Origin of the sequence: Paenibacillus violae, from assembly GCF_032461945.1 — a bacterium.
Lineage (GTDB): Bacteria > Bacillota > Bacilli > Paenibacillales > NBRC-103111 > Paenibacillus_E > Paenibacillus_E violae.
The window spans coordinates 1,315,599-1,334,334 of sequence record NZ_JAWCUD010000001.1 but is presented as its reverse complement, the minus strand read 5'-3'; the positions used below and the strand labels follow the sequence as shown (position 1 = coordinate 1,334,334).

Annotated in this window: 19 protein-coding genes; 4 read left to right on the top strand and 15 right to left on the bottom strand. The window is 42.9% G+C overall.

What is annotated here, in order from left to right:
- Position 1: 1 nt before the first annotated feature.
- From RQP52_RS06015 to RQP52_RS05945, 15 genes are all read right to left on the bottom strand, one after another.
- The gene (locus RQP52_RS06015; protein WP_315950072.1) at positions 2-541 is read right to left on the bottom strand and encodes a redoxin domain-containing protein; all 540 of its coding nucleotides are present in this window, start codon (positions 539-541) and stop codon (positions 2-4) included.
- Between the two features lie 23 nt (positions 542-564).
- Positions 565-1,275, bottom strand: coding sequence for a cytochrome c biogenesis protein CcdA (locus RQP52_RS06010; RefSeq protein WP_315950070.1), 711 nt, complete (start codon positions 1,273-1,275; stop codon positions 565-567).
- Positions 1,276-1,435: 160 nt separating this feature from the next.
- Positions 1,436-1,783 carry a VOC family protein gene (locus RQP52_RS06005; RefSeq protein WP_315950069.1) on the bottom strand — a complete coding sequence of 116 codons (348 nt, stop codon included), beginning with the start codon at positions 1,781-1,783 and terminating at the stop codon, positions 1,436-1,438.
- A gap of 32 nt (positions 1,784-1,815) precedes the next feature.
- Positions 1,816-2,826 carry a phosphotransferase gene (locus RQP52_RS06000; protein ID WP_315950068.1) on the bottom strand — a complete coding sequence of 337 codons (1,011 nt, stop codon included), beginning with the start codon at positions 2,824-2,826 and terminating at the stop codon, positions 1,816-1,818.
- A 44-nt stretch (positions 2,827-2,870) separates the two neighbouring features.
- Positions 2,871-4,658, bottom strand: coding sequence for a cache domain-containing sensor histidine kinase (locus tag RQP52_RS05995; RefSeq protein WP_315950066.1), 1,788 nt, complete (start codon positions 4,656-4,658; stop codon positions 2,871-2,873).
- Positions 4,659-4,672: 14 nt separating this feature from the next.
- Positions 4,673-6,277 (bottom strand): response regulator, encoded by a 1,605-nt coding sequence (locus tag RQP52_RS05990; protein WP_315950065.1) that lies wholly within the window; start codon positions 6,275-6,277, stop codon positions 4,673-4,675.
- Positions 6,278-6,385: 108 nt separating this feature from the next.
- The gene (locus tag RQP52_RS05985; RefSeq protein WP_315950063.1) at positions 6,386-7,705 is read right to left on the bottom strand and encodes an ABC transporter substrate-binding protein; all 1,320 of its coding nucleotides are present in this window, start codon (positions 7,703-7,705) and stop codon (positions 6,386-6,388) included.
- Between the two features lie 123 nt (positions 7,706-7,828).
- On the bottom strand, positions 7,829-8,677 hold the full coding sequence (locus RQP52_RS05980; protein WP_315950061.1) for a carbohydrate ABC transporter permease: 849 nt from the start codon (positions 8,675-8,677) through the stop codon (positions 7,829-7,831).
- Positions 8,674-9,615: a carbohydrate ABC transporter permease gene (locus tag RQP52_RS05975; protein ID WP_315950060.1), complete on the bottom strand. Its 942-nt coding sequence runs from the start codon at positions 9,613-9,615 to the stop codon at positions 8,674-8,676. Before RQP52_RS05975 ends, RQP52_RS05980 begins: the two co-directional genes overlap by 4 nt.
- A 127-nt stretch (positions 9,616-9,742) precedes the next feature.
- The gene (locus tag RQP52_RS05970) at positions 9,743-10,681 is read right to left on the bottom strand and encodes a YbjN domain-containing protein (RefSeq protein WP_315950059.1); all 939 of its coding nucleotides are present in this window, start codon (positions 10,679-10,681) and stop codon (positions 9,743-9,745) included.
- A gap of 42 nt (positions 10,682-10,723) precedes the next feature.
- Complete coding sequence (locus RQP52_RS05965; protein WP_315950057.1) at positions 10,724-13,918, bottom strand: hypothetical protein; 3,195 nt, start codon at positions 13,916-13,918, stop codon at positions 10,724-10,726.
- A gap of 237 nt (positions 13,919-14,155) precedes the next feature.
- The gene (locus tag RQP52_RS05960) at positions 14,156-14,860 is read right to left on the bottom strand and encodes a metal-dependent hydrolase (RefSeq protein ID WP_315950055.1); all 705 of its coding nucleotides are present in this window, start codon (positions 14,858-14,860) and stop codon (positions 14,156-14,158) included.
- Between the two features lie 130 nt (positions 14,861-14,990).
- Positions 14,991-15,305 (bottom strand): DMT family transporter, encoded by a 315-nt coding sequence (locus RQP52_RS05955; RefSeq protein ID WP_315950054.1) that lies wholly within the window; start codon positions 15,303-15,305, stop codon positions 14,991-14,993.
- Positions 15,305-15,646 carry a DMT family transporter gene (locus RQP52_RS05950; protein WP_315950053.1) on the bottom strand — a complete coding sequence of 114 codons (342 nt, stop codon included), beginning with the start codon at positions 15,644-15,646 and terminating at the stop codon, positions 15,305-15,307. Before RQP52_RS05950 ends, RQP52_RS05955 begins: the two co-directional genes overlap by 1 nt.
- Before the next feature lie 22 nt (positions 15,647-15,668).
- Positions 15,669-16,247, bottom strand: a complete 579-nt coding sequence (locus RQP52_RS05945; RefSeq protein ID WP_315950052.1) for a TetR/AcrR family transcriptional regulator — start codon at positions 16,245-16,247, stop codon at positions 15,669-15,671.
- A 206-nt stretch (positions 16,248-16,453) separates the two neighbouring features.
- On the opposite strand from RQP52_RS05945, the gene RQP52_RS05940 reads away from it, so the two are divergent.
- The 4 genes from RQP52_RS05940 to RQP52_RS05925 all read left to right on the top strand — a co-directional run bounded on the left by RQP52_RS05940 (position 16,454) and on the right by RQP52_RS05925 (position 18,554).
- Positions 16,454-16,801, top strand: a complete 348-nt coding sequence (locus RQP52_RS05940) for a winged helix-turn-helix transcriptional regulator (RefSeq protein WP_315950050.1) — start codon at positions 16,454-16,456, stop codon at positions 16,799-16,801.
- Positions 16,802-16,851: 50 nt separating this feature from the next.
- Positions 16,852-17,400: a DUF3231 family protein gene (locus tag RQP52_RS05935; RefSeq protein ID WP_315950049.1), complete on the top strand. Its 549-nt coding sequence runs from the start codon at positions 16,852-16,854 to the stop codon at positions 17,398-17,400.
- 320 nt (positions 17,401-17,720) lie between these two features.
- A complete protein-coding gene (locus tag RQP52_RS05930) occupies positions 17,721-18,248 on the top strand; it encodes a C40 family peptidase (protein WP_315950048.1) in 528 nt (175 codons plus the stop codon).
- A gap of 126 nt (positions 18,249-18,374) precedes the next feature.
- Positions 18,375-18,554, top strand: coding sequence for an H-type small acid-soluble spore protein (locus tag RQP52_RS05925; RefSeq protein WP_315950047.1), 180 nt, complete (start codon positions 18,375-18,377; stop codon positions 18,552-18,554).
- The last annotated feature ends 182 nt before the right edge of the window (positions 18,555-18,736 follow it).

Below are 18,736 nucleotides of genomic sequence, written 5' to 3'. Positions count from 1 at the left end.
ATTAAGAAATTTTCTTGAAATTATCAATAATCGCATCATTAAAATTATGACCTGGCACTGACTTTGCCAGAATACCGTCAGAACCAATGTAATAAGAAGATGGATAACCTCTTACTCCAAATTTTTGAGCCCATTTACCATCTTCATCGAGAAGCACCGTTAAGTTGCTTTTTTGCTCATCTTGCAGACCGTTAAACCACTCCGTAAATGCTTTGGTCGACTGTTCCCCTTTATAATTTGGGCTGACAATTGTAATCACTTTAAATCCATTGTCTTGACCGGCCAATTCATTCAATTCATCAAGTCCTGCCAAGCAGATTGAACACCAAGAGGCCCAGTACTTGACATATACTTTTTCTCCGGCAAAACTAGCCAATTCCACTTTATTTCCCTTCAGATCCTTGAGCTCAAACATAGGGGCCGCCTGCCCTGAATTGTATGAGGATGGAGCAGCCTTTGTGGCGCCTTTATCCCCGCATGCCGCAAGTACGAATAGTGAGAGCACAATCACACCGGCGAGTAACCATTTTACTTTCTTCATAATAAAACTCCTCCTGTCCATCATTAGAATAAAGATACAATTGCATTTAAATTATTCGTCATAAGCAGAACGCCCATCACGATGAGCAGAATACCGGAAATCACTTTTACTTTAGGCAAATGTTGATTAAGCGCTCTTAAACGTCCTGCAAGCAAATCCGAAAAGAAGGAAAGAATAAGGAAAGGAATAGCCAAACCTAGCGCGTAAATTAGCATATAACCGCCGCCTTGCAGGGAAGATCCTTCACTTGCAGATAAGCTGAGCACCGCCGCTAATATCGGGCCAATGCATGGCGACCAACCGAAGCTGAATGTAAAGCCGAGTAAAAAGGCCGCTGTGAAACCCTTTTTCCCATTCATTTCGATGGACAACCTTCTCTCTCGCTGCATAAATAGCACATGAAATACACCTGTTTGAAAGATTCCGAATAAGACGACGATGGCTCCGCAAATGACAATAAACCAAGAGGTGTTAATGACATTGCCGATAGCACCTGCTCCAAAACCAAGTAACACGAATACGAATGAAATGCCTAGTATAAAGAACAACGTGTTCCCTATCAGATGAGGACGAAGCTGAACCGCACCTATTTTTACGGCTTTTGCATCACTGCCTGGCGCTGCGCCGCTGAGTTGGGCAATAAAGACAGGTAATAGCGGCAAAATACATGGTGAGAAAAACGAAAGCAATCCTGCAATAAACACACTTCCCGCAAAAACCTGACTTGCCAACATATCAACCGCCTCCTTTCTTAGGAATAGCTTAATACTTTCTCACCCCAATTGGCATACATACTGATGATGACTTTCTATGAAATGATCATGTCTTTTTGTAGATTTGACAGAAAAATAAAAAACCCCCTAATCCTCGGATTAGGGAGTTTTAACTTAAGCACTACTTACAAATCATTAAAACATTACCATCAGGGTCTTTAAAATTAAACCAGTGATCACTCTCGATTTCAGTTAATAATTGAACATTTTTTGCTTTCATAAATTCAAAAGCTTGAACGATATCATCGGTACGGAATTGAAAAGCCGGCACTTTATAAACGTGATCAGGTGCATATATCTTGCTGTCCAACACAAGACTAGGTCCTTCCATCGGCAAAACATAAATATGCCCAAACAAAACTTCTCCATCCGTCGGTAAGCCTAGAATATCACAATACCAATCACGAGCCTGTTCGATATTGCTGACTGGGATAAAGACGCCACCGATTTTATTCTGAATAGGATTCATACCATTCCTCCAACGTATTGAATAGGTTAACATTACTCTTCTTTAAGTGGCGATAATTGAGGCGGTTGAGGCAGCCCTAGCAGATTCGATGTCCAACGCAGCGCAGGTCCCAGCTGTAGCCACTGAATATATCGAAGCCGCGGGAGCTGAGGAATTGGCGGTTTCCCTGCTCTTGTAGCAAAGAATCCTGCCGCACAAACGGCAACAGATCGTTCGGCATATTCGGGGAATTCAATGCCGTGTGCAGCCATTTCCTTTTTGAAAATGGGCAATAATCGTTCTGCGGTAGGCCCTCCTTCCCCTTCTAAGCTAGGAAAGAAAAAACCAATATCGAATAGCAAGGGACCTCTGCAAGCCAATGCCCAATCGAACAACACTAATCTGCCGTCTCTAAATCGAAGATTATCCGAGCGTATGTCTTTATGGATCAAACCCCATGGTTGGTCTTGACGCATAAGATCCGCTTCAAGAGGAATCAAAACATCAAGCACCGCATCCAGCCAAGCCTCCGCTTCATCTCTATTCTCGTGAAACAGCTCGAGAAAATAATGTCGCTCTTCGCTGTTCTGTTTGATGGAAAGCCAGTTCTCCGTTACACCTCGGGCAGACATGGCTTCCACCTTATCAGCCTCGGCGATTCCCTGCACGTGAAAGTGGGCTAGATCACGCATCGCCTGAATTGCTAATGCTTCAGTCCAAGAAGGCACTTTCTTGCAGTTTTTTAAATCCTCCAATAATAAAAGATGCCAGCCTTGGGTGCTGACTGACCCATAATACCGTGGTGAAATCGGCGAAATCGCTTGAACCTCACGATACACGGCTTCTTCTAACGGAAGCACTCGCCAATTTTCTGCAAGTGATCCCAGCCCTGCTCCCTTGGCAAACAACGTTCTTCCATCTTCTAAAAAAATGCGAAACGTTGCCGTCGGTCCATATCCTCCGAACACACGAGTTGCCGTTCGAATCGAGCTTTCCATCCGCTCCTCCACTTGCTTCCTCAACTCAAGGGGTACATCGCGCCAATAAGGCTTAGGTTCACGCATATTCTTTCACCTCTCCTCTGTAGGTTACACCAATCCCAAGTTGATTATGGGATACTTGCTCCGAGGCTGACATTCACCTCTTCTTGCTTGTATTTTAGCATTGGAAATTGTATCGTTACCGTCGTTCCACTGGCTTGCGAATTATTTACAATATCGACTCGATAACGGGTTCCAAAAAAAGCTTCGAAACGCTCTTTTACATTCCGTATCCCATAACCGCCCGTATTTCCTTCCCGCTGGGCATTCCAGTTTTTTTTCAGTCCGACGCCGTCATCCGTGATTTGAATGATAACGTCCCCTTGGTCTTCTTTGGCGCTAATGGTAATATTTCCGGTTAATCGCTCATTGAATCCGTGCATAATCGCATTTTCTATGAACGGTTGTAACGTCATTTTGGGGATGTACCAATCTTGTAAATGCTCTGCTAGATCAATGGATACGGTCAACCCTTCCTCCCAGCGCAGCTGCTGGATTTGCACATAACACAACGCATGTGTAAATTCTTCGCGAATCGTGATCAGGCTTTCGCCGTTGGACAACCCGATTCTAAACATTTTCCCCATCAGCTCAAGTATTTGACTTAATTTATCATGTCCAGCAGTCAGCGCCATCCAATTTAATTGATCTAATGTGTTATATAAAAAATGAGGGTTTATCATCGCTTGAAGCGCTTTGATTTCTGCTTTCTTTTGCTCCTTATATTGATTCTCCAGAGAAACATATAGCGACTTAATTCGATCCATTAATTTGCGATAACCGGAGAATAACACACCGAATTCATTATGATAGTCTTCCGGCAGATTCACTTTATTTGTGTTAGCTGTATATCTCCCCATTTCGTGGAGCAGCTGACGTATAGGTGTAATGAATAGATTCGAAAAATATAAGGTAAATAATAAGGCAATCAGAATCGCCGAAACACCCACAAGAGATAAAACAGCGGAGATGTGAACACTGCCTTTTGTGATTTGATTCAAAGGTGTGAGCTGAACGAGCATACAACTGGAATTATAATGCATGGCCCATACCATTAAGGTATTATTCTTTGGGGAGCTAGCCGAGTCGTTATTTCCGGGAAGCCCGACTTTCATATAACCGCTTTCGTTATTCATGTCCAACAAATAGGACTTAATCTTCGTCGGTAAGGAGGGATCACCGATGTAAGTTATTACTCTGCCCCCTGAATCAAGCAATATCCGGTTGGAAGTCGGGATTTCACCACTGATCTGATTTTGAATTGATGACGCTTTCAAGTTCAGCATCATGAACCCTTGGTATTTGCCGCTATTTGAATATATTTTGCGGGCGAAGCTGATGACTTCTATTCGGCCTTGATTGGAAGCAATGGTATGTTGGCCAATCCATGCGAAGTCTGCATTCTCAACAGCTTCATACCAGCTTTGGTCTTTGGCTTGATTCAAGTCAATAAATGAAACAAGACTTTGTGATTTCGATGGAAATGCATTCCCCGTATATAATTCAATGGACTGAATAATTGGTGTAGAATACGCGATGTTGCTCAAAAATGTTTCTAGCTCTTCACGTTTCTGATAATTGACGTATGAATCCGTGGTGATGTCCGGATATTCCGTTGTCACAATATTCCTGGTCGCCGCCAAAGAAATTTGCTCAATTGCGCGCATTTGAATTTCAATTTTGTTATACAATTCATTCAAATTTTCTTTTTGATAATAGGTCGTTACCCTCACCAATTCTTTTGTTGAAAGTGTATAAGTTAGTAAAATGACAATCGTGAGCAAGATGAGGACAAAACTTGTTAAGCCTCCAAAAAGCAAATAATCGATCCGGTATCTTTTAAACATCTTCTTCATTCGCCATTCCGCCCTTATGTGAGTAATTCCGCAGGTGTAATACCAAAGTGCTTTCTAAATGTGGTACTAAAATAAGGGATATTATTGTAGCCTACTTTATTTGCGACCTCATAGATTCTATATTTTCTTTCTAAAATAAGCCGTTTAGCTTCTTCCATCTTCACACTGATAATATAGTTGTTGATCGTCTCTCCTGTTGCGTTCTTAAAGATTTGACTTAAATAGTTACGAGAGATATACACTTTATCGGCAAGTTCGGCAATCGTGATATCGTTGGCATAATTCTCACGGACATATTGTTTGATAAAATCAATGGCCATCTTATGCTTGAAGCTTTCTTGCCAAGGCTGATTCGTACAGATTCGCTGAATAATACTGAGCAGCCATGTTTCATACTGGTCAAACGTAAATATTTTATTCAACTCACTTTCCATACTGTGATCCTGAAAGATCTCCGTCAGTCGGATATCCTCATCCGCTAGCGCGAAGCTGAAAATAGCCCAAAATTGCGCGCCAAGTAAGCTGAATGGAGGAGGGGTTGCGCTTACCCTTAAGGTAGCCATATAACTTTCAATCATCTTCTGGGCATTCTTGCCTTGCGTTGTTTTGATATCCTCAATGATTTGTTGATAAAACTTGATCGGTTTGGCCGTCGTCTGGCTGTGACTGGCAGGGAAACGCTCCGTATTCACATATTCAAAGACACCGGTAGATTGAAGCATCCTGGCATCCGGGACTAGTGGTTGAAAAGCCTCTTCCAGTGAATCCGATAGATTGGACCAATTCTCTGTGAATCTGCCGATGCCAATCCGGATTGTAATATCGAGATAGGCTTGTACACATTCTATGATTTTCTTAGCAATAGTTCTTATATGATCGATATGCTCCGAATACACCGCGTTTTTTTCAAAATGAAGAATTAATGCTGCATGATAACCATGCAATTCAACATAATCATAAGATCGCTTCTCGGCTTGGAGAATTTCTTTCATAATGTTTTTGATGGCAAAACGAAATAACAATCGATCTTGCGTCCGGACATCGGAAATTCTCGACGTTCTTAGAATCTCTAATCCAAGGACGATATGGCTCTGATCATCTCTCATGTTGCATAAAAGCGTCATTTCATTCCAATTGCTAGCTGTCCCCGTCACGACTGTCTTTAACTGTTCTTTCCGCACGAACGGTTCATATTCATCAATTTGGTCTCGTAGTTTCTCCTGCTCAATCTTTGATTGATTTTCAAGTTCGATGGACGAAATGGTTCGCAGCAGCACTTCTGTGATGGTGTTTCTAGAAACTGGCTTTGATAAGTAATCCTCAACTTGAAGTCTTAGCGCTTGTCGAGCCACTTCAAAATCGGCGTAACCGCTATGAATAAGAATTTTTCCTTCAAAACTCTCATTGCGCAATGTTTCTATCATTTTCATTCCACCCATAACAGGCATATAAATGTCTGTTATGACGATATCAGGCTTTTTCTCCCGAATCAGTTCTAATCCGCGCTCTCCATTCAGACCCTCTCCTACTAACTCGGCTCCGATTTCTTCCCAGGGAATCACTTGTTTCATTCCTTTGAGTACCTGCCGATCATCATCAATGATTGCAACCTTCCACATCTCGTTGCCTCCTATAAAAACGGATGTCATGTCAAAGCACCCCTTAATTATAACATCAGAATAACCGAATTAGGGTTTCTATGTTAACTAAGGGGTGCTCACAACTACTTATTTTTCATATTCAGCCGATTTTTTCTTCAGCTCGTCAAATCCTTGCTCGATCTTCATTTTTCCGAACATAATTGATTCTGTAATCGTTTTGTAATCCTTCGTATCGAAATTGTTCCAACCTTTCGCACCCGGATTAAATTGTTGAGCTCCTTGTGTAGCCATGTTGATCATATCGATCGTTAATTTATCGGCGCTACTAAATTTCGGTTGTAATTGGGCGAGAATTTTACTTGAAACAGGCACACCGCGTGTCGTTCCCGAAATTTCTCCTGCTTCCGGATTGTTAATAAACCAGTCAATGAACTTTTTCGCTTCTTCTTTATGCTGAGAATCTTGGCTGACGCTAAAGAAGAATGTTGCCTTCAACCAACTTCCGCCCTGCTTGTCCTTCGGCATTGCATAAACACCAATGCTGCCAGGTTTTAGGCTATCCCATGAAGAAGCTTGTGCCGCATGTGCTGCTTTGAAGATAATTTTACCAGTAAGCATTAAGTCTTGCTTCGGATCCAAATCAACGTCACTGACCGATACATCCGCTGGTGGAATAATACCCGCATTGCGGAAATCTTCGGCCATCTTCATCCATTCCAACCAGGTGTCCTTATCGAAATTAAACTTTCCATCCGGTGTGACGGGGTAACCTTTTCCTTTACTTAATTGATAGGACGTATACATATCGCGATTTCTCGCAAAGTCCCCAATGACGTAATGATCCTTGTCCAATTTGGACTTAATGTCTTTCGCTAGGCTGAAAAATGCATCCCAGGTAATCCCTTCTGCCGGAAGCTTAATCCCAAGTTTATCTAATGACCCTTTGTCATAAATGAGACCCCAAGCATTTCCGCCAAGCGGAACGGCTGTTTGCTTATCTTTGTATTTTCCAGCTTCAACTAGTTTAGGATCTACATCCTTTTCATTGATACTGCTGATATCCGCTAACTGACCTCTAGCGTTCCAATCTGCGAGCCAAGCTGCGTCCATCTGAATAATATCCGGCGCATTCTTCGCTGCGGCTTGCGTAGTCAATTTATCGATATAACCGTCAAACCCTGAGTACTCCGGTTCGAACGTGATATTCGGATTATTCTTCGTATAAAGTTCCAACATTTTCAAAGTCGCATCATGACGTGGCTGAGATCCCCACCACATAATGCGCAGTTTAACCGGTTTATTGCTTGATGTAGCATTCGTTGTACTGCTCGGACTCTTGCTATCGGCTGCTTTAGGCGATGACTCTGCCGCACCGCATCCTACTAACGATAATCCGATTGCTGTTGTTAACATGGCGATAGTCAGTCTTTTTCTCATTGTAGCCATTTGTCATAACCCCTTCGTGATATAGTAGTTTGAATTTTCAATCTTTACTAACTATAGCTCTATCAAATCATCATGCCTATGATAGTACCCAACGATTTGTTTCAAAATACTCCTAAGATTTGTTCAACCTTTAATCCCTGTTGTGGCAATTCCTTCTACGAAATATTTCTGTGCAAATGCGAAAATGAGCACCGACGGGATAATGGAAACAAGCCCCATCGCCAAAAGTTGTCCCCATTGCTGAGCGGACTGCGAATCATTGAGCATTCTTAAGGCCAGTCCTACCGTATACTTATCGACTGAGTTGATGTAGAGCAGATGGCCAAAAAAGTCATCCCAATTCCACAAAAAACAATAGATAACTACGGTCAGAAGTGCAGGTTTCGTGAGCGGCATCACGATGCGCCAGTAGATTCCGAACCAGCTGCAGCCATCCATTTTCGCCGATTCATCCAGTTCTCTTGGAATCCCCCGAATGAACTGCACAAGTAAGAATACGAAGAAGGTTCCGCCTGCACCTCCGGCCAAAGAGTGAGGCACAATGAACGGTAAATAGGTATTGACCCAACCGAGATGATGGAACAACGAATATTGTGGAATGATCGTTACTTGACCCGGCAGCATCAGGGTTAGCATTAAGATTGCGAACCAGAAATTTCGCAGCCGAAACTGCAATCTAGCAAACCCAAAAGCAACCAAGCTGCAAGAAATGACCGTCGTAAACAGAAGTCCAATGATGAGTTCAAAGTTGTTGATGTAGAAATCAGTAAATGAATGGCCTGGAATGGCATTCCAACCTTTCGAGAAATTGCTCCATAACGGATGTGCCGGGAACAGACCGGGCATACTCAGCTCTTGATTGGACTTTAAGGATGCTCCGACCCACCACAGGACTGGATAGATCATGGCTAAGCTCAAACATATTAAAATGACGTGAGTGAATATATGTCTACGTTGTAAAGAGGTACTCATTTCTGTTCCTCCTTTTCAGATTCATAGAAAACCCAATACTTGGATGAAAGAAAGATGACCGAAGTCGAAAGTGCAATAATGATCAACATAATCCAAGCAAGGCTGGAGGCATATCCCATTTGCAGTTGACTGAAAGCGCGCTCATATAAGTATAAAGCGTATACATACGTAGAATTCATAGGTCCACCCTGTGTGATGATCATGGCAGGCGTGAACATTTGGAAGGCGCCGATGATTCCCATAATGATATTGAAATAGATCGTTGGAGATAGCATCGGTAACGTGATGTTAAAAAACTGTCTAACCTTGCCCGCTCCATCCGCAGAGGAAGCTTCATAAAGGTCTTGTGGGATTTGTTTCAATCCCGCCAGGAAGATGACCATCGCTGAACCGAATTGCCACACAACGAGCAGAACCAATGTGCTCAAAGCGGTGTCTGGATTGTTGATCCAGCCCATGCCTTGGATACCGAATAAACCAAGAACTTCGTTGATATAACCGTCTCTGCCAAAAATATTTTTCCATAAAAGCGATACGGCGATGCTTCCTCCAATTAACGAAGGGAAGTAGATCATTGTTCGGTAGGCTGATATCCCTCTAAGGCTCTTGGCAAGGAGCATAGCAATGAATAATGCGGCAATTAGCCTTAAAGGAACTGAACCAAGCACATAGAGGAAAGTTACTTTGACGGATTGATAGAATCTAGTATCTACCGTGAATATTTTCTCGTAATTCCTGACCCCTACCCAATTCGCCTCTTCAAGTAACGAAAAATCGGTAAATGAATAATAAAGGGATTGAATCATCGGATAAAGCGTTAACAATAAGAATCCAATTAACCAAGGCGAGATAAACAAATGCCCGGTAATAAAGGAGTCCCATCGTTTTAATTTTGTAGACCGACGTTTGGTTGTTGAGGTTACAATTGTTGATTCCATCTAGCTCACCTCGTTATGTTTTTAGTTAATTATAGAAACAAACGATAGGCATTACTATAATAGTAAACTCCAATTTCTTTCAATTTACTCAGAAAAAAAAGCCCGCTATTTAGCGGACTCTGTTGAACTATGGGTTCTGTATGATGTCATCAATCACATGGTAGTAATGATCCATAATCACTACATTGGTAGTAAAAAGTTGATTGAAAAGCTCCAAAGTCAACCGGTCGTTCTCTACATCGATGCTTGTTCGATAACGCAGCTCCCCATCGGTTGCATCCATCTCGAAGTTGCCGATCACCAAGTCATAATTCTCTTCAAAAAGGAATTTCACCACCTCGGTCCGCTGCTCTTCGGGCACTAACGCCGGGTAAATGGAAAATACGATACAAATTTGCTTTTCTTCATCTGTACGAACCAACACGATCCATTCGCCATTCTCTCCTGAGAATGATAAACGGGCAATGGTTTCATCCACCCATTCAAAAGGCAATTCCATACGTTTCAGGTAGTCGTTCACGACCTCATTCAAAGTAGACTTCATGATGGTGGACGCTGCCTTTGTGACCGCAGGCTCGGCCCATTGGGTGCGGTAGCCAACTCTCAAAGTGCCCCCATCCAGCTCTTCCGGCAAACTCATTTGCTGCTTCACATCTGTGATCAGCCAGCTTTCGCTTTGGCGCAGAGGTCGTGATTCTTCGGAGTCCTCGACTAAGGATTGCAGAACATTTTCGACCTCTGAACCCTTGCGAAGTGCAGCTTTCATAAGGCTTTGTTTTAACATGACTTGAAGCTCGACAGGTTGCTTCTCATCGAATTTCACTTCTAAATCCCTATTACTTCTTTGGGCGAACAGCCCCATCCATTCTCCAGCTAACAATTGCTGGTATACGCTCCACTCTACTTCAAGAGAAAGCGTACAATGGGACTTCTCCTCAGATTCAATAAGGGTTATTCGTTTGGCATTAGCCTTTAACGCATCACCCACGAGGGTCAGAAATACGATTTCGATGTCAAAATCCAAATGTGACTTCTCTTCGTCACCATTAGCTCTCAGATCAACCATCTACAAACCTCCTTTACATCATGTTGTTTCTGCGAATCTATGTTATGGCGTGACCACGGGTACCTGACTTGGTGTAGTCGCTGTACTCGGTGCTGGAGTTTGAACCGGTGCTGTTGAAGTACTCGAAGTACTCGATGTACTTGCTGTATTCCCTGTACTTGCCGTACTTGACGCTCCTGCGGCACCAGTCGTTCCAGCAGTGGCCGTACTTGCAGCAGGAGTAGGCGCCGGACGGTCCTGGCCACCACCACCAAACCCGATAAACTCATACTTCATAGTTTTATCATTCCGGAATTCTAATTGCCCAAGTCGCTTGGACTTCTCTACAGCAACCTTAACAATCTCTGCATCAACTTCTAGCGACTTAACTTGGCTGGCGGAAAGTGTGATTGCCCACGGTGATGTTGGTACGCTTCTTCCATCATATTCCCTTTGGAAACCTATTTCCAGCTTAAGCGCATTGGATAGTCCAATTTTATCAACTGATTCAATATCTGATGCCTCTGAATCTTGGCCTGGTAACCAAGAACGCATGGTATCGTTAACGGTTTCATCCCCTTTAATTCGCGAGGCGAAGCTTGCCCCGATATCATCGAAATAATTCCCCGTGAATAACCCATCAGTTCCAGCATCTACTAATGAACCAGTCACTTGTTTTCCTTTTTCTGCCTTGGAAGCGAGCCCCTTCCTGAATAGAGCGGTAATATTTTTCCCTCCGCCAATCGCAGCAGTGACAATTTTGGATGCATACTTGGTGAAATCTCCACCTTCTTCTCCGAATTGGGAAGGGATACTTGCCGATAGCTGCAGATTCAATTCTTTGAGCTTGGTTTCGTCCCCATTTAAGAAGGTCGCAGAGCCTTCAAGACCAAAAGCAACTTTGTCTTTACCAAATTCAATTTCTATTTCCGTTCCCGCTTCTACGGTTGTATTAACTTCGCCTTTGCCAATACCTTTACCGGCCTTTTCAGCCGTTAAGCGCTCTGCCGCAGACATCACATTACCAGCTGCATCCTTGCCCTTCGTCTCAATAATCTCTTTGTTATACTTACTGAGCCGTTTGAATGCAAGCTCAGCAGAAAATGATGCGACACCTACGTTAGCTTCCATCGCCAATTTCGTAAGGAAACCAACATTCACCTCGGCTTCTTCATCACCCATATGCATTTCCTCAATCATCATGGCCCACTTCTCAGCCTCAATCAAGCTTGACTCCCCGGATTTACCGCCTTTCCCCCAGAAGTATGCCTGTGCGCTTTCCGGCATCTGTCTGTATAACCCATAAGAAAGTAAATTCATGACAGTATCTGTATCTTTACCTTTTCCTTCAAGGAATAGCCCGAAACGTGCGTTTGCATCAAAACCAAAGGTCGTAAACCCTGCGCCAAAGGTTAATTGGGTATTTACGCTTAATTCATCCGCTTCCCGCTCTGCTTCTCCTGCGAATCCGAAAAGGAAGTAGGCATTTCCGCCGCCTGCTGCGGAGGCAACTGGAATTTTTAACTCTAATTCTAATGAACTTGAATCTCCTGGGTTAGGTGTTGAAATGTCGATTAAATGACCGACTTTTGTTAACCCGGAAGATAAATCGCTTGCTTCTACAGACTTGACTATTGTTTTGGCAAGTTTCTTCGTTTTTTCATCATTTTGAACCGCTTCTTTAATTTGCGTGGTTTTAGCTGCATCCGGTAATGTCGCAGCCGTAGTCCCTTCCGCTTTGGTTCCTTTTGTGAGCTTCCTAGCTTCAAGAACAGCTTTATCTTTGTTCAACTTCAGCAATTTAGCTGCGTGTTCTTCAGCTGCCTTGACGCTTGCTGCTCGAATCTTATCCGCTTTGGCTTCAGGTAATCTAGCCACTTCATAAGCTGAGCTTTTTGCTACTTTTGTCATATCTTCTATGGTAAGGGCTTTAGGAATGACTCTTTCCAGAATGAGATTAGCCTCATCCCTCATCACATCGTCTACAAGGACTTTGGATTCCTTGTAGGCAACGGCTTTCGTAGCCGTTTTCAGATATTCTTTTTGCATGGGTCCCAGAGTGCTTGTTGAAGATTGGGTTGCACCCGTTGGTGCCCCACTTGTCGGAGCCGTTCCTGTAGGAGCAGCGTTTGTTTGGGTTGAAGTACTTGATGGATTATCTATCTCATTATTGATCTGCGCATTAACTTTGGTTCGTGCTGCTTTTTTAAGATCTTCACGATACGCATTCAACTCTGCCGATCTTCTGAACGCTCTTCGGCCTACGCCTAATTTGGATAAAACCGCTGATTTCATAGGAGCGAACAGGACGGTTTGATAAATTTCTTCCATATCTTTAATATCTCTAGTCGTCCCGTCGACGGTTTCTTGCCTCACAACATCTAAGTCGACCAGTCGGCTTTCAAGCCCAATTCGCTTGGTTAACTCATCCGTTCCAGCCCTTCCAACACTTATGGAATCAAAACCAGAGGTACCTCCGGCTGCAGTCGGGGAAGCGAACTTCAAGGCAATGGCTCTTTTAGATGACGTAACCGAATTAGTGAATAAGGTTTTGGAATATGTATCCAGCTTTTTCTTTGCATCAGCTGCTGCTTTTGTTTTCTGTTTTTCAAATGTGGCATTGTTTAAATTTGGCGTAATCAGATAGGGTTTATTCGCTTCTTCTTTCATGGCCGTTTTTTTAGTGTCTGCAAACTCGCTATCCGCTACTTCAATGGCATATTCTTTTAATTTGGTTATCATAATGCCATCTGCTTTTGCTTGTGCGAACTTATAGGCATCTTCTCTCTGTTCTGCTGTACCCGTTGACCCCATACTCGCTCTGATTTCTGCTTTCACTTTTTCTTTCACATTTTTACGAATCGGATCCGCTTGTGAATCTGAAGTCAAGTAAGTATCGATAGCTCTCTTCAGTTTCTCGCTGATTTCCGTATAAGCACTATCAACAAGTGTCGTAACTTTCGCGTCACGTGCCGTTACAAGATCGGCATTTCGCTGCTGCTGCTCCTGTGATACGGCAGGAACTGGGGATGCACTGGCTCCTCCCGCTCTTTGAATGAGGGAATGCGTATTCCCCATCCTTTGAACCATACCCTGAACCGCCCTGTTCCCCAGGGTTCTTTGCATTTGCATAATACTTGCAGGTGTCATTTGACGAGTATCCAGTGTGCTTGGAACTTCCGTCTCGGACCTGATCGGCTGAGCTTGAGCCGTTGTTTGGCTGCTAGTTGTCCGACTTGCGGATGTATGTTCACTCACAACTAAGCCCCCCCTTAGCTACAATAAATCCACGCCATTCTCTATTTTTGAAAAAATACGCTCATGTTGTCGAATAATAGTTCGATTATACCATGACCACCACTAGAAATTGTGAAAAATATTATCTATTAAAAAACAAAAAAACCGCGAAGCGTATAACCCTCGCGGTTTTTTTAATGTTAGAAGTCTCAACAATATTTTCGACAAATCATTGACATATCCTACCTTAGACCCATATCAACGATTCGCTATCTCAAACTCATCGCCAGGTGCCATGACCTTACCTTTTAACCCCCGCGCTTCAAGCTGTTTCACGAAAAGCTCCGCGTCTTGCTTGATACCAGGGAATGTACTGTGGTGAATCGGTACTGTCAGTTTCGCGTTGTACCATTCCGCGGCTTGGAGGGCATCTTCCGGTCCCATGGTGTAGAAGTCTCCAATCGGCAAGAAAACGACGTCGATCGGATGGCGCTCGCCAATCATTTTCATATCGCTGAATAAAGAAGTGTCTCCCGCGTGCAAAATCGTCAAGCCTTCTGCAAACACGAGGAACCCAGCAGGCATGCCCGCGTACAGAATTTGTTTCGTTTCTTCAATTACAATCCCAGAACTATGGAACGCTTGAACCATTTTCGCCTTAGCGAAGCCCAAATCGAACGTGCCTCCCATGTTCATGCCGACGGTATTTTTTACTCCTTGCCAAGACATATAAGACGCCAGCTCGACAATAGAGACAACCGGTGCGTCGTTATTGGCACTCGCAATAGGCGCTGCGTCTAGAATATGGTCCATATGCGCATGCGTTAGCAGCACGGCATCAACCTTAATGTCCTCCGGCTTAATTTTGGCCGTAGGATTGCCGCTTAAGAAAGGATCGATGATGAGAGATTTATCCCCCGTCTGAATTTGAATACAGGCATGACCATGATAATTGATTTTCATTGAAGATGTACTCCTTTACCTCTTACTTTTTTATGTCTATTATTACATAGGATTTCTATTTAGGAAACGGCTCATTACGATCGAAACCATCTTATTCATGCATTTTTTTTGTAAATTGATATCTATGTGGTTATGCAATTAATTTCAAACCAACGGCCGCGCTCAATACCATCGCGATGAACATCATACGTTTCCAATCCCTGGATTCACCATAAAAAAGCATGCCGACGATGGCGCCGCCAACTGTACCGATCCCTGTCCAGACGGCATACGATGTGCCCATTGGCAAACTTTTCATCGCCAGGCTTAAAAGCGAGAAACTCATAACAATACCAACGATGAAAAGACTGAACGAGCGAATATTTTTCGATTTATTAATCTGGTTCATCCCCACAACGCCTACGACTTCGAACAAACCGGCAAACATCAGAAAAATCCAACCCATTAGACGGCAGCTCCTTTCTTATCATTCTCCTTCGTGACAAATTTCAGTCCGAATACACCGGATAAAAGCAGGAGAATGAGAAATACTTTGAGAAACCTGAACGGTTCTCCAAACAGCAGCATTTCAACCAAAACTGTGCCTGCAGTCCCCATTCCCGTAAAGACCGCATAGACGGTACCCACCGGCAGTTTCGTAGATGCGCTAATAACCAGATGAAATGAGATATACATTGCAATGATTGTTCCTATCCACATCAGTGTTGTATCCGAATGTTTTAAACCTGTGACCCATATAACTTCGAAAAAGGCCCCTATAAAAATATAAATCCAATTACGATTCATGGTGTGAACCTCCTCCTGTTGATTACTTCTTGATGCCGCGCCAATAGACAAACCAAGAAGCTTCTATTCTTTTCATCGATCTTTCGACTCCACCAAACAGCAATTCTACGAACATGCCATCTAACACAGCTAAAAAAGCAACGGTCGCCACGCTACTGCTGACCTCTTTGCATATGGCCCCATCTGCAATTGCTTGCTCAAAGAGCGGGACTAACATCGTTTCCAAAGTATCTAAATAGTGATAACCCTTTTGGACGATGACCTCATAGAGATGAGTCGGCGGGAAAAAGGCTACACGCAAAAAAAACTTCGTATTATCATCTTTTTCATAGCAATCCTGATATTGAATAAGGAAGCCATAAAGCAGTTGGTCGACGGCAAGATCTTTATGGCTTTCAAGATACTCAAGAACAAATGTCAATTCCCGGGCAAGCACATCGTCAAGCAGCGCAAGGAAAAGTTCATCTTTCCCTTTGAAGTGTGTATAAATCGATTGCTTCTTGATACCTACATCCGTTGCAATATCCGCGAGTGAGGCACCTTCGTATCCATTACTGGCAAAATGCTTGAGGGCAACCTCTTTTATTCGAGCAGCAGTCAACTTTCATCACCCTTCCGAACGTTCGTCAGGAAATTGTATCACGTTCACATTCTTATGGCAACTCATAACGCGGCTGCTAATCCGTAGATGAGATTAACCAAAAAGAGGCAGCCTTATTCGGCCGCCTTGTTCTGGTTTTTTATTTTGAATCATCTATTAAAATATACGGCAACAATGAAATTGGCGTTATCAAAGGGGGATATCAATTGCCTGATGGTTGTAGTGTCGAAGCTGCTTTTGAAATTCTGGTCGGCAAATGGAAACCCGTTATTCTCTTTCACCTTTTCAAGCATGAAACGATGAAATTTACTGAACTTCATAAAGCAATCCCGGATATAACGAAAAAAATGTTGACCGCGCAATTAAGAGAGTTAGAATATCATGATATCGTGCACCGTAAAATCATTCTTCAAATCCCTCCAAAAGTGGAATACTCCATAACCGAATATGGCAAGAAATTGAGACCTCTTTTACAAGCAATAAACGACTGGGGAATGTCTCATGCAGCACATATGAACGAGTTATATGGCATAGAAAAAAGCAAATCTGAATAATTTTTGTACGATTAAACAAACTAACGAATAAAACAAAGGATGATATTCGATTGACAAACCTACTTGAAACAGTTGTTGATGTGATGAAAACTCTCGTTGATGACGAACCTAAACCACCCTTACATATAGGCGAAGCCATGACTTGTTGGACGTACTTAACCATGCTGGAAGAAGAAATAGCAAGTGTACAAATTGGACTCAATACGACAACAGATATCGAATTGTTAGATGCCCTCCATGGTTCTATGGAGATAGCTAGTACGCAATCAAAAATACTTAGGGATTTTATGTTGCGAGAAGGCGTAACTCTCCCACCGGTATCCGAAAAAAAACCACAATCAGACCCTCACGCCATCCCAATGGGCGTCAAATTAACGGATGATGAGATTGCCAATGCACTTTCCATTAAAGTTGTCGCCAACTACATGATGTGTGCGACCGGTGCCGTTCAATCCGTGCGCAATGATGTGGGCTTCATGTTTGCAGGTTTTCAAGCAGAGAAATTAAAGTACGGAGCTTCTTTAAAAACCTTAATGCGGAAACGTGGCTGGATTAAAATTCCTCCGTACTATGTTCCGAATGGCTTGCCTACGCAATGATCATTCCAATAACAAAGAGCAATTTAAACTAGAACTTAGTTTAAGCTGCTCTTTGTTTTTTTATGAACAAGTGGCCGGATTCTGAATAGAAAATTCCTTGTTTTGAATGGTGAAAATGTTGATTTACCTGGGTTTCATGATGATTTAGCTCGTCAAGTATAATTTTTTGAGAAGATTCTCATGGTTTTTTAATAAAGCAGGCTTGACCCTTGCCAGCCCACGGTTTTCTCTTCTCCTAGCAAATTATAGGAGACTTCCAGTCTGCTATACTAGGCTCAGCTAAGAAATTAGCGCTCACAACAAGGAGGAGGACAACAACTATGACATTACATCATAAATGGAGCAAGCGATTGGCTATTTTGACAATTGGAGCGACCGTTGCTATCTCAGGAGGGGTAATTAGTAGTCCACAGCCTACTCAAGCTGCTACGAATAATGATACTGCTACTATTGACGCTACAATTACAAGTACGTCGAAAGCAGATAGCATTATCGCACTAGGCAAAAGATATCTGGGCACACCTTATAAGTTCGGTGCAGCAGTTGGACAAACGCGAAACTTTGACTGTTCGACACTGACGAAATACATTTTCGGTAAATACGGCATCACTTTGCCGCGGACTGCTGCTCAGCAATCCAAAGTTGGTAGTTATGTGTCAAAAAGCAATTGGAAGAAAGGCGACCTGCTATTCTTCTCCGTCCCTGGCAGATCAGGAGTCGGTCATGTAGGCGTTTACCTTGGAAATAACAAAATGCTTAATACTTACGGTGCTGGCGGTGTGAAAATCAGTACGATTAACTCTTATTGGAATTCTCATTACATGACAGCGCGACGTGTGATTAAATAGTCTTTTGAATGAGGAGCTAAGCAGCTTACATGTGCTTAGCTTCTTTTTTATATGGTCTCAAATAATTAGCCGCTAGAGAGGAAACAATATGTTCGTGTTTATACTACCTGAAGGAGATTAATTGACGTGAATAAACTACGTGCCACACAAATCGCTGCTTCACCGGTCATGGCCAATGTTTCTTGCAACGGCGTTCCTATTTATATTCAAAATGTCGATGAAACGAATGAAACGGCGAGAATTTATCCGTTAGATCAACCTGATCAAGAACAAGAAGTTCCACTTCACAGTTTGACCGAACATTAAAGTTAACCGAAATACATCTGAGAAGCTGTCTCTGTAGTTAAAGCTACTAAGGGGACAGCTTCTTTTCATTTCCCCCTCTGAGAGGCTCCGAGGAATGGCGCTTTTCTTATAAAAACGGGCAATTGGTACGGTTTCAGGCAGAAATGTACCTATCCACTTTCAGAAATGATCTTATATAATCG

Excerpts from the sequence above, each read along its gene's own strand:
- RQP52_RS06015 (WP_315950072.1), bottom strand. The coding sequence starts at position 541 with ATGAAGAAAGTAAAATGGTTACTCGCCGGTGTGATTGTGCTCTCACTA.
- RQP52_RS06010 (WP_315950070.1), bottom strand. The coding sequence starts at position 1,275 with ATGTTGGCAAGTCAGGTTTTTGCGGGAAGTGTGTTTATTGCAGGATTG.
- RQP52_RS06005 (WP_315950069.1), bottom strand. The coding sequence starts at position 1,783 with ATGAATCCTATTCAGAATAAAATCGGTGGCGTCTTTATCCCAGTCAGC.
- RQP52_RS06000 (WP_315950068.1), bottom strand. The coding sequence starts at position 2,826 with ATGCGTGAACCTAAGCCTTATTGGCGCGATGTACCCCTTGAGTTGAGG.
- RQP52_RS05995 (WP_315950066.1), bottom strand. The coding sequence starts at position 4,658 with ATGAAGAAGATGTTTAAAAGATACCGGATCGATTATTTGCTTTTTGGA.
- RQP52_RS05990 (WP_315950065.1), bottom strand. The coding sequence starts at position 6,277 with ATGTGGAAGGTTGCAATCATTGATGATGATCGGCAGGTACTCAAAGGA.
- RQP52_RS05985 (WP_315950063.1), bottom strand. The coding sequence starts at position 7,705 with ATGGCTACAATGAGAAAAAGACTGACTATCGCCATGTTAACAACAGCA.
- RQP52_RS05980 (WP_315950061.1), bottom strand. The coding sequence starts at position 8,677 with ATGAGTACCTCTTTACAACGTAGACATATATTCACTCACGTCATTTTA.
- RQP52_RS05975 (WP_315950060.1), bottom strand. The coding sequence starts at position 9,615 with ATGGAATCAACAATTGTAACCTCAACAACCAAACGTCGGTCTACAAAA.
- RQP52_RS05970 (WP_315950059.1), bottom strand. The coding sequence starts at position 10,681 with ATGGTTGATCTGAGAGCTAATGGTGACGAAGAGAAGTCACATTTGGAT.
- RQP52_RS05960 (WP_315950055.1), bottom strand. The coding sequence starts at position 14,860 with ATGAAAATCAATTATCATGGTCATGCCTGTATTCAAATTCAGACGGGG.
- RQP52_RS05955 (WP_315950054.1), bottom strand. The coding sequence starts at position 15,305 with ATGGGTTGGATTTTTCTGATGTTTGCCGGTTTGTTCGAAGTCGTAGGC.
- RQP52_RS05950 (WP_315950053.1), bottom strand. The coding sequence starts at position 15,646 with ATGAATCGTAATTGGATTTATATTTTTATAGGGGCCTTTTTCGAAGTT.
- RQP52_RS05930 (WP_315950048.1), top strand. The coding sequence starts at position 17,721 with ATGACATTACATCATAAATGGAGCAAGCGATTGGCTATTTTGACAATT.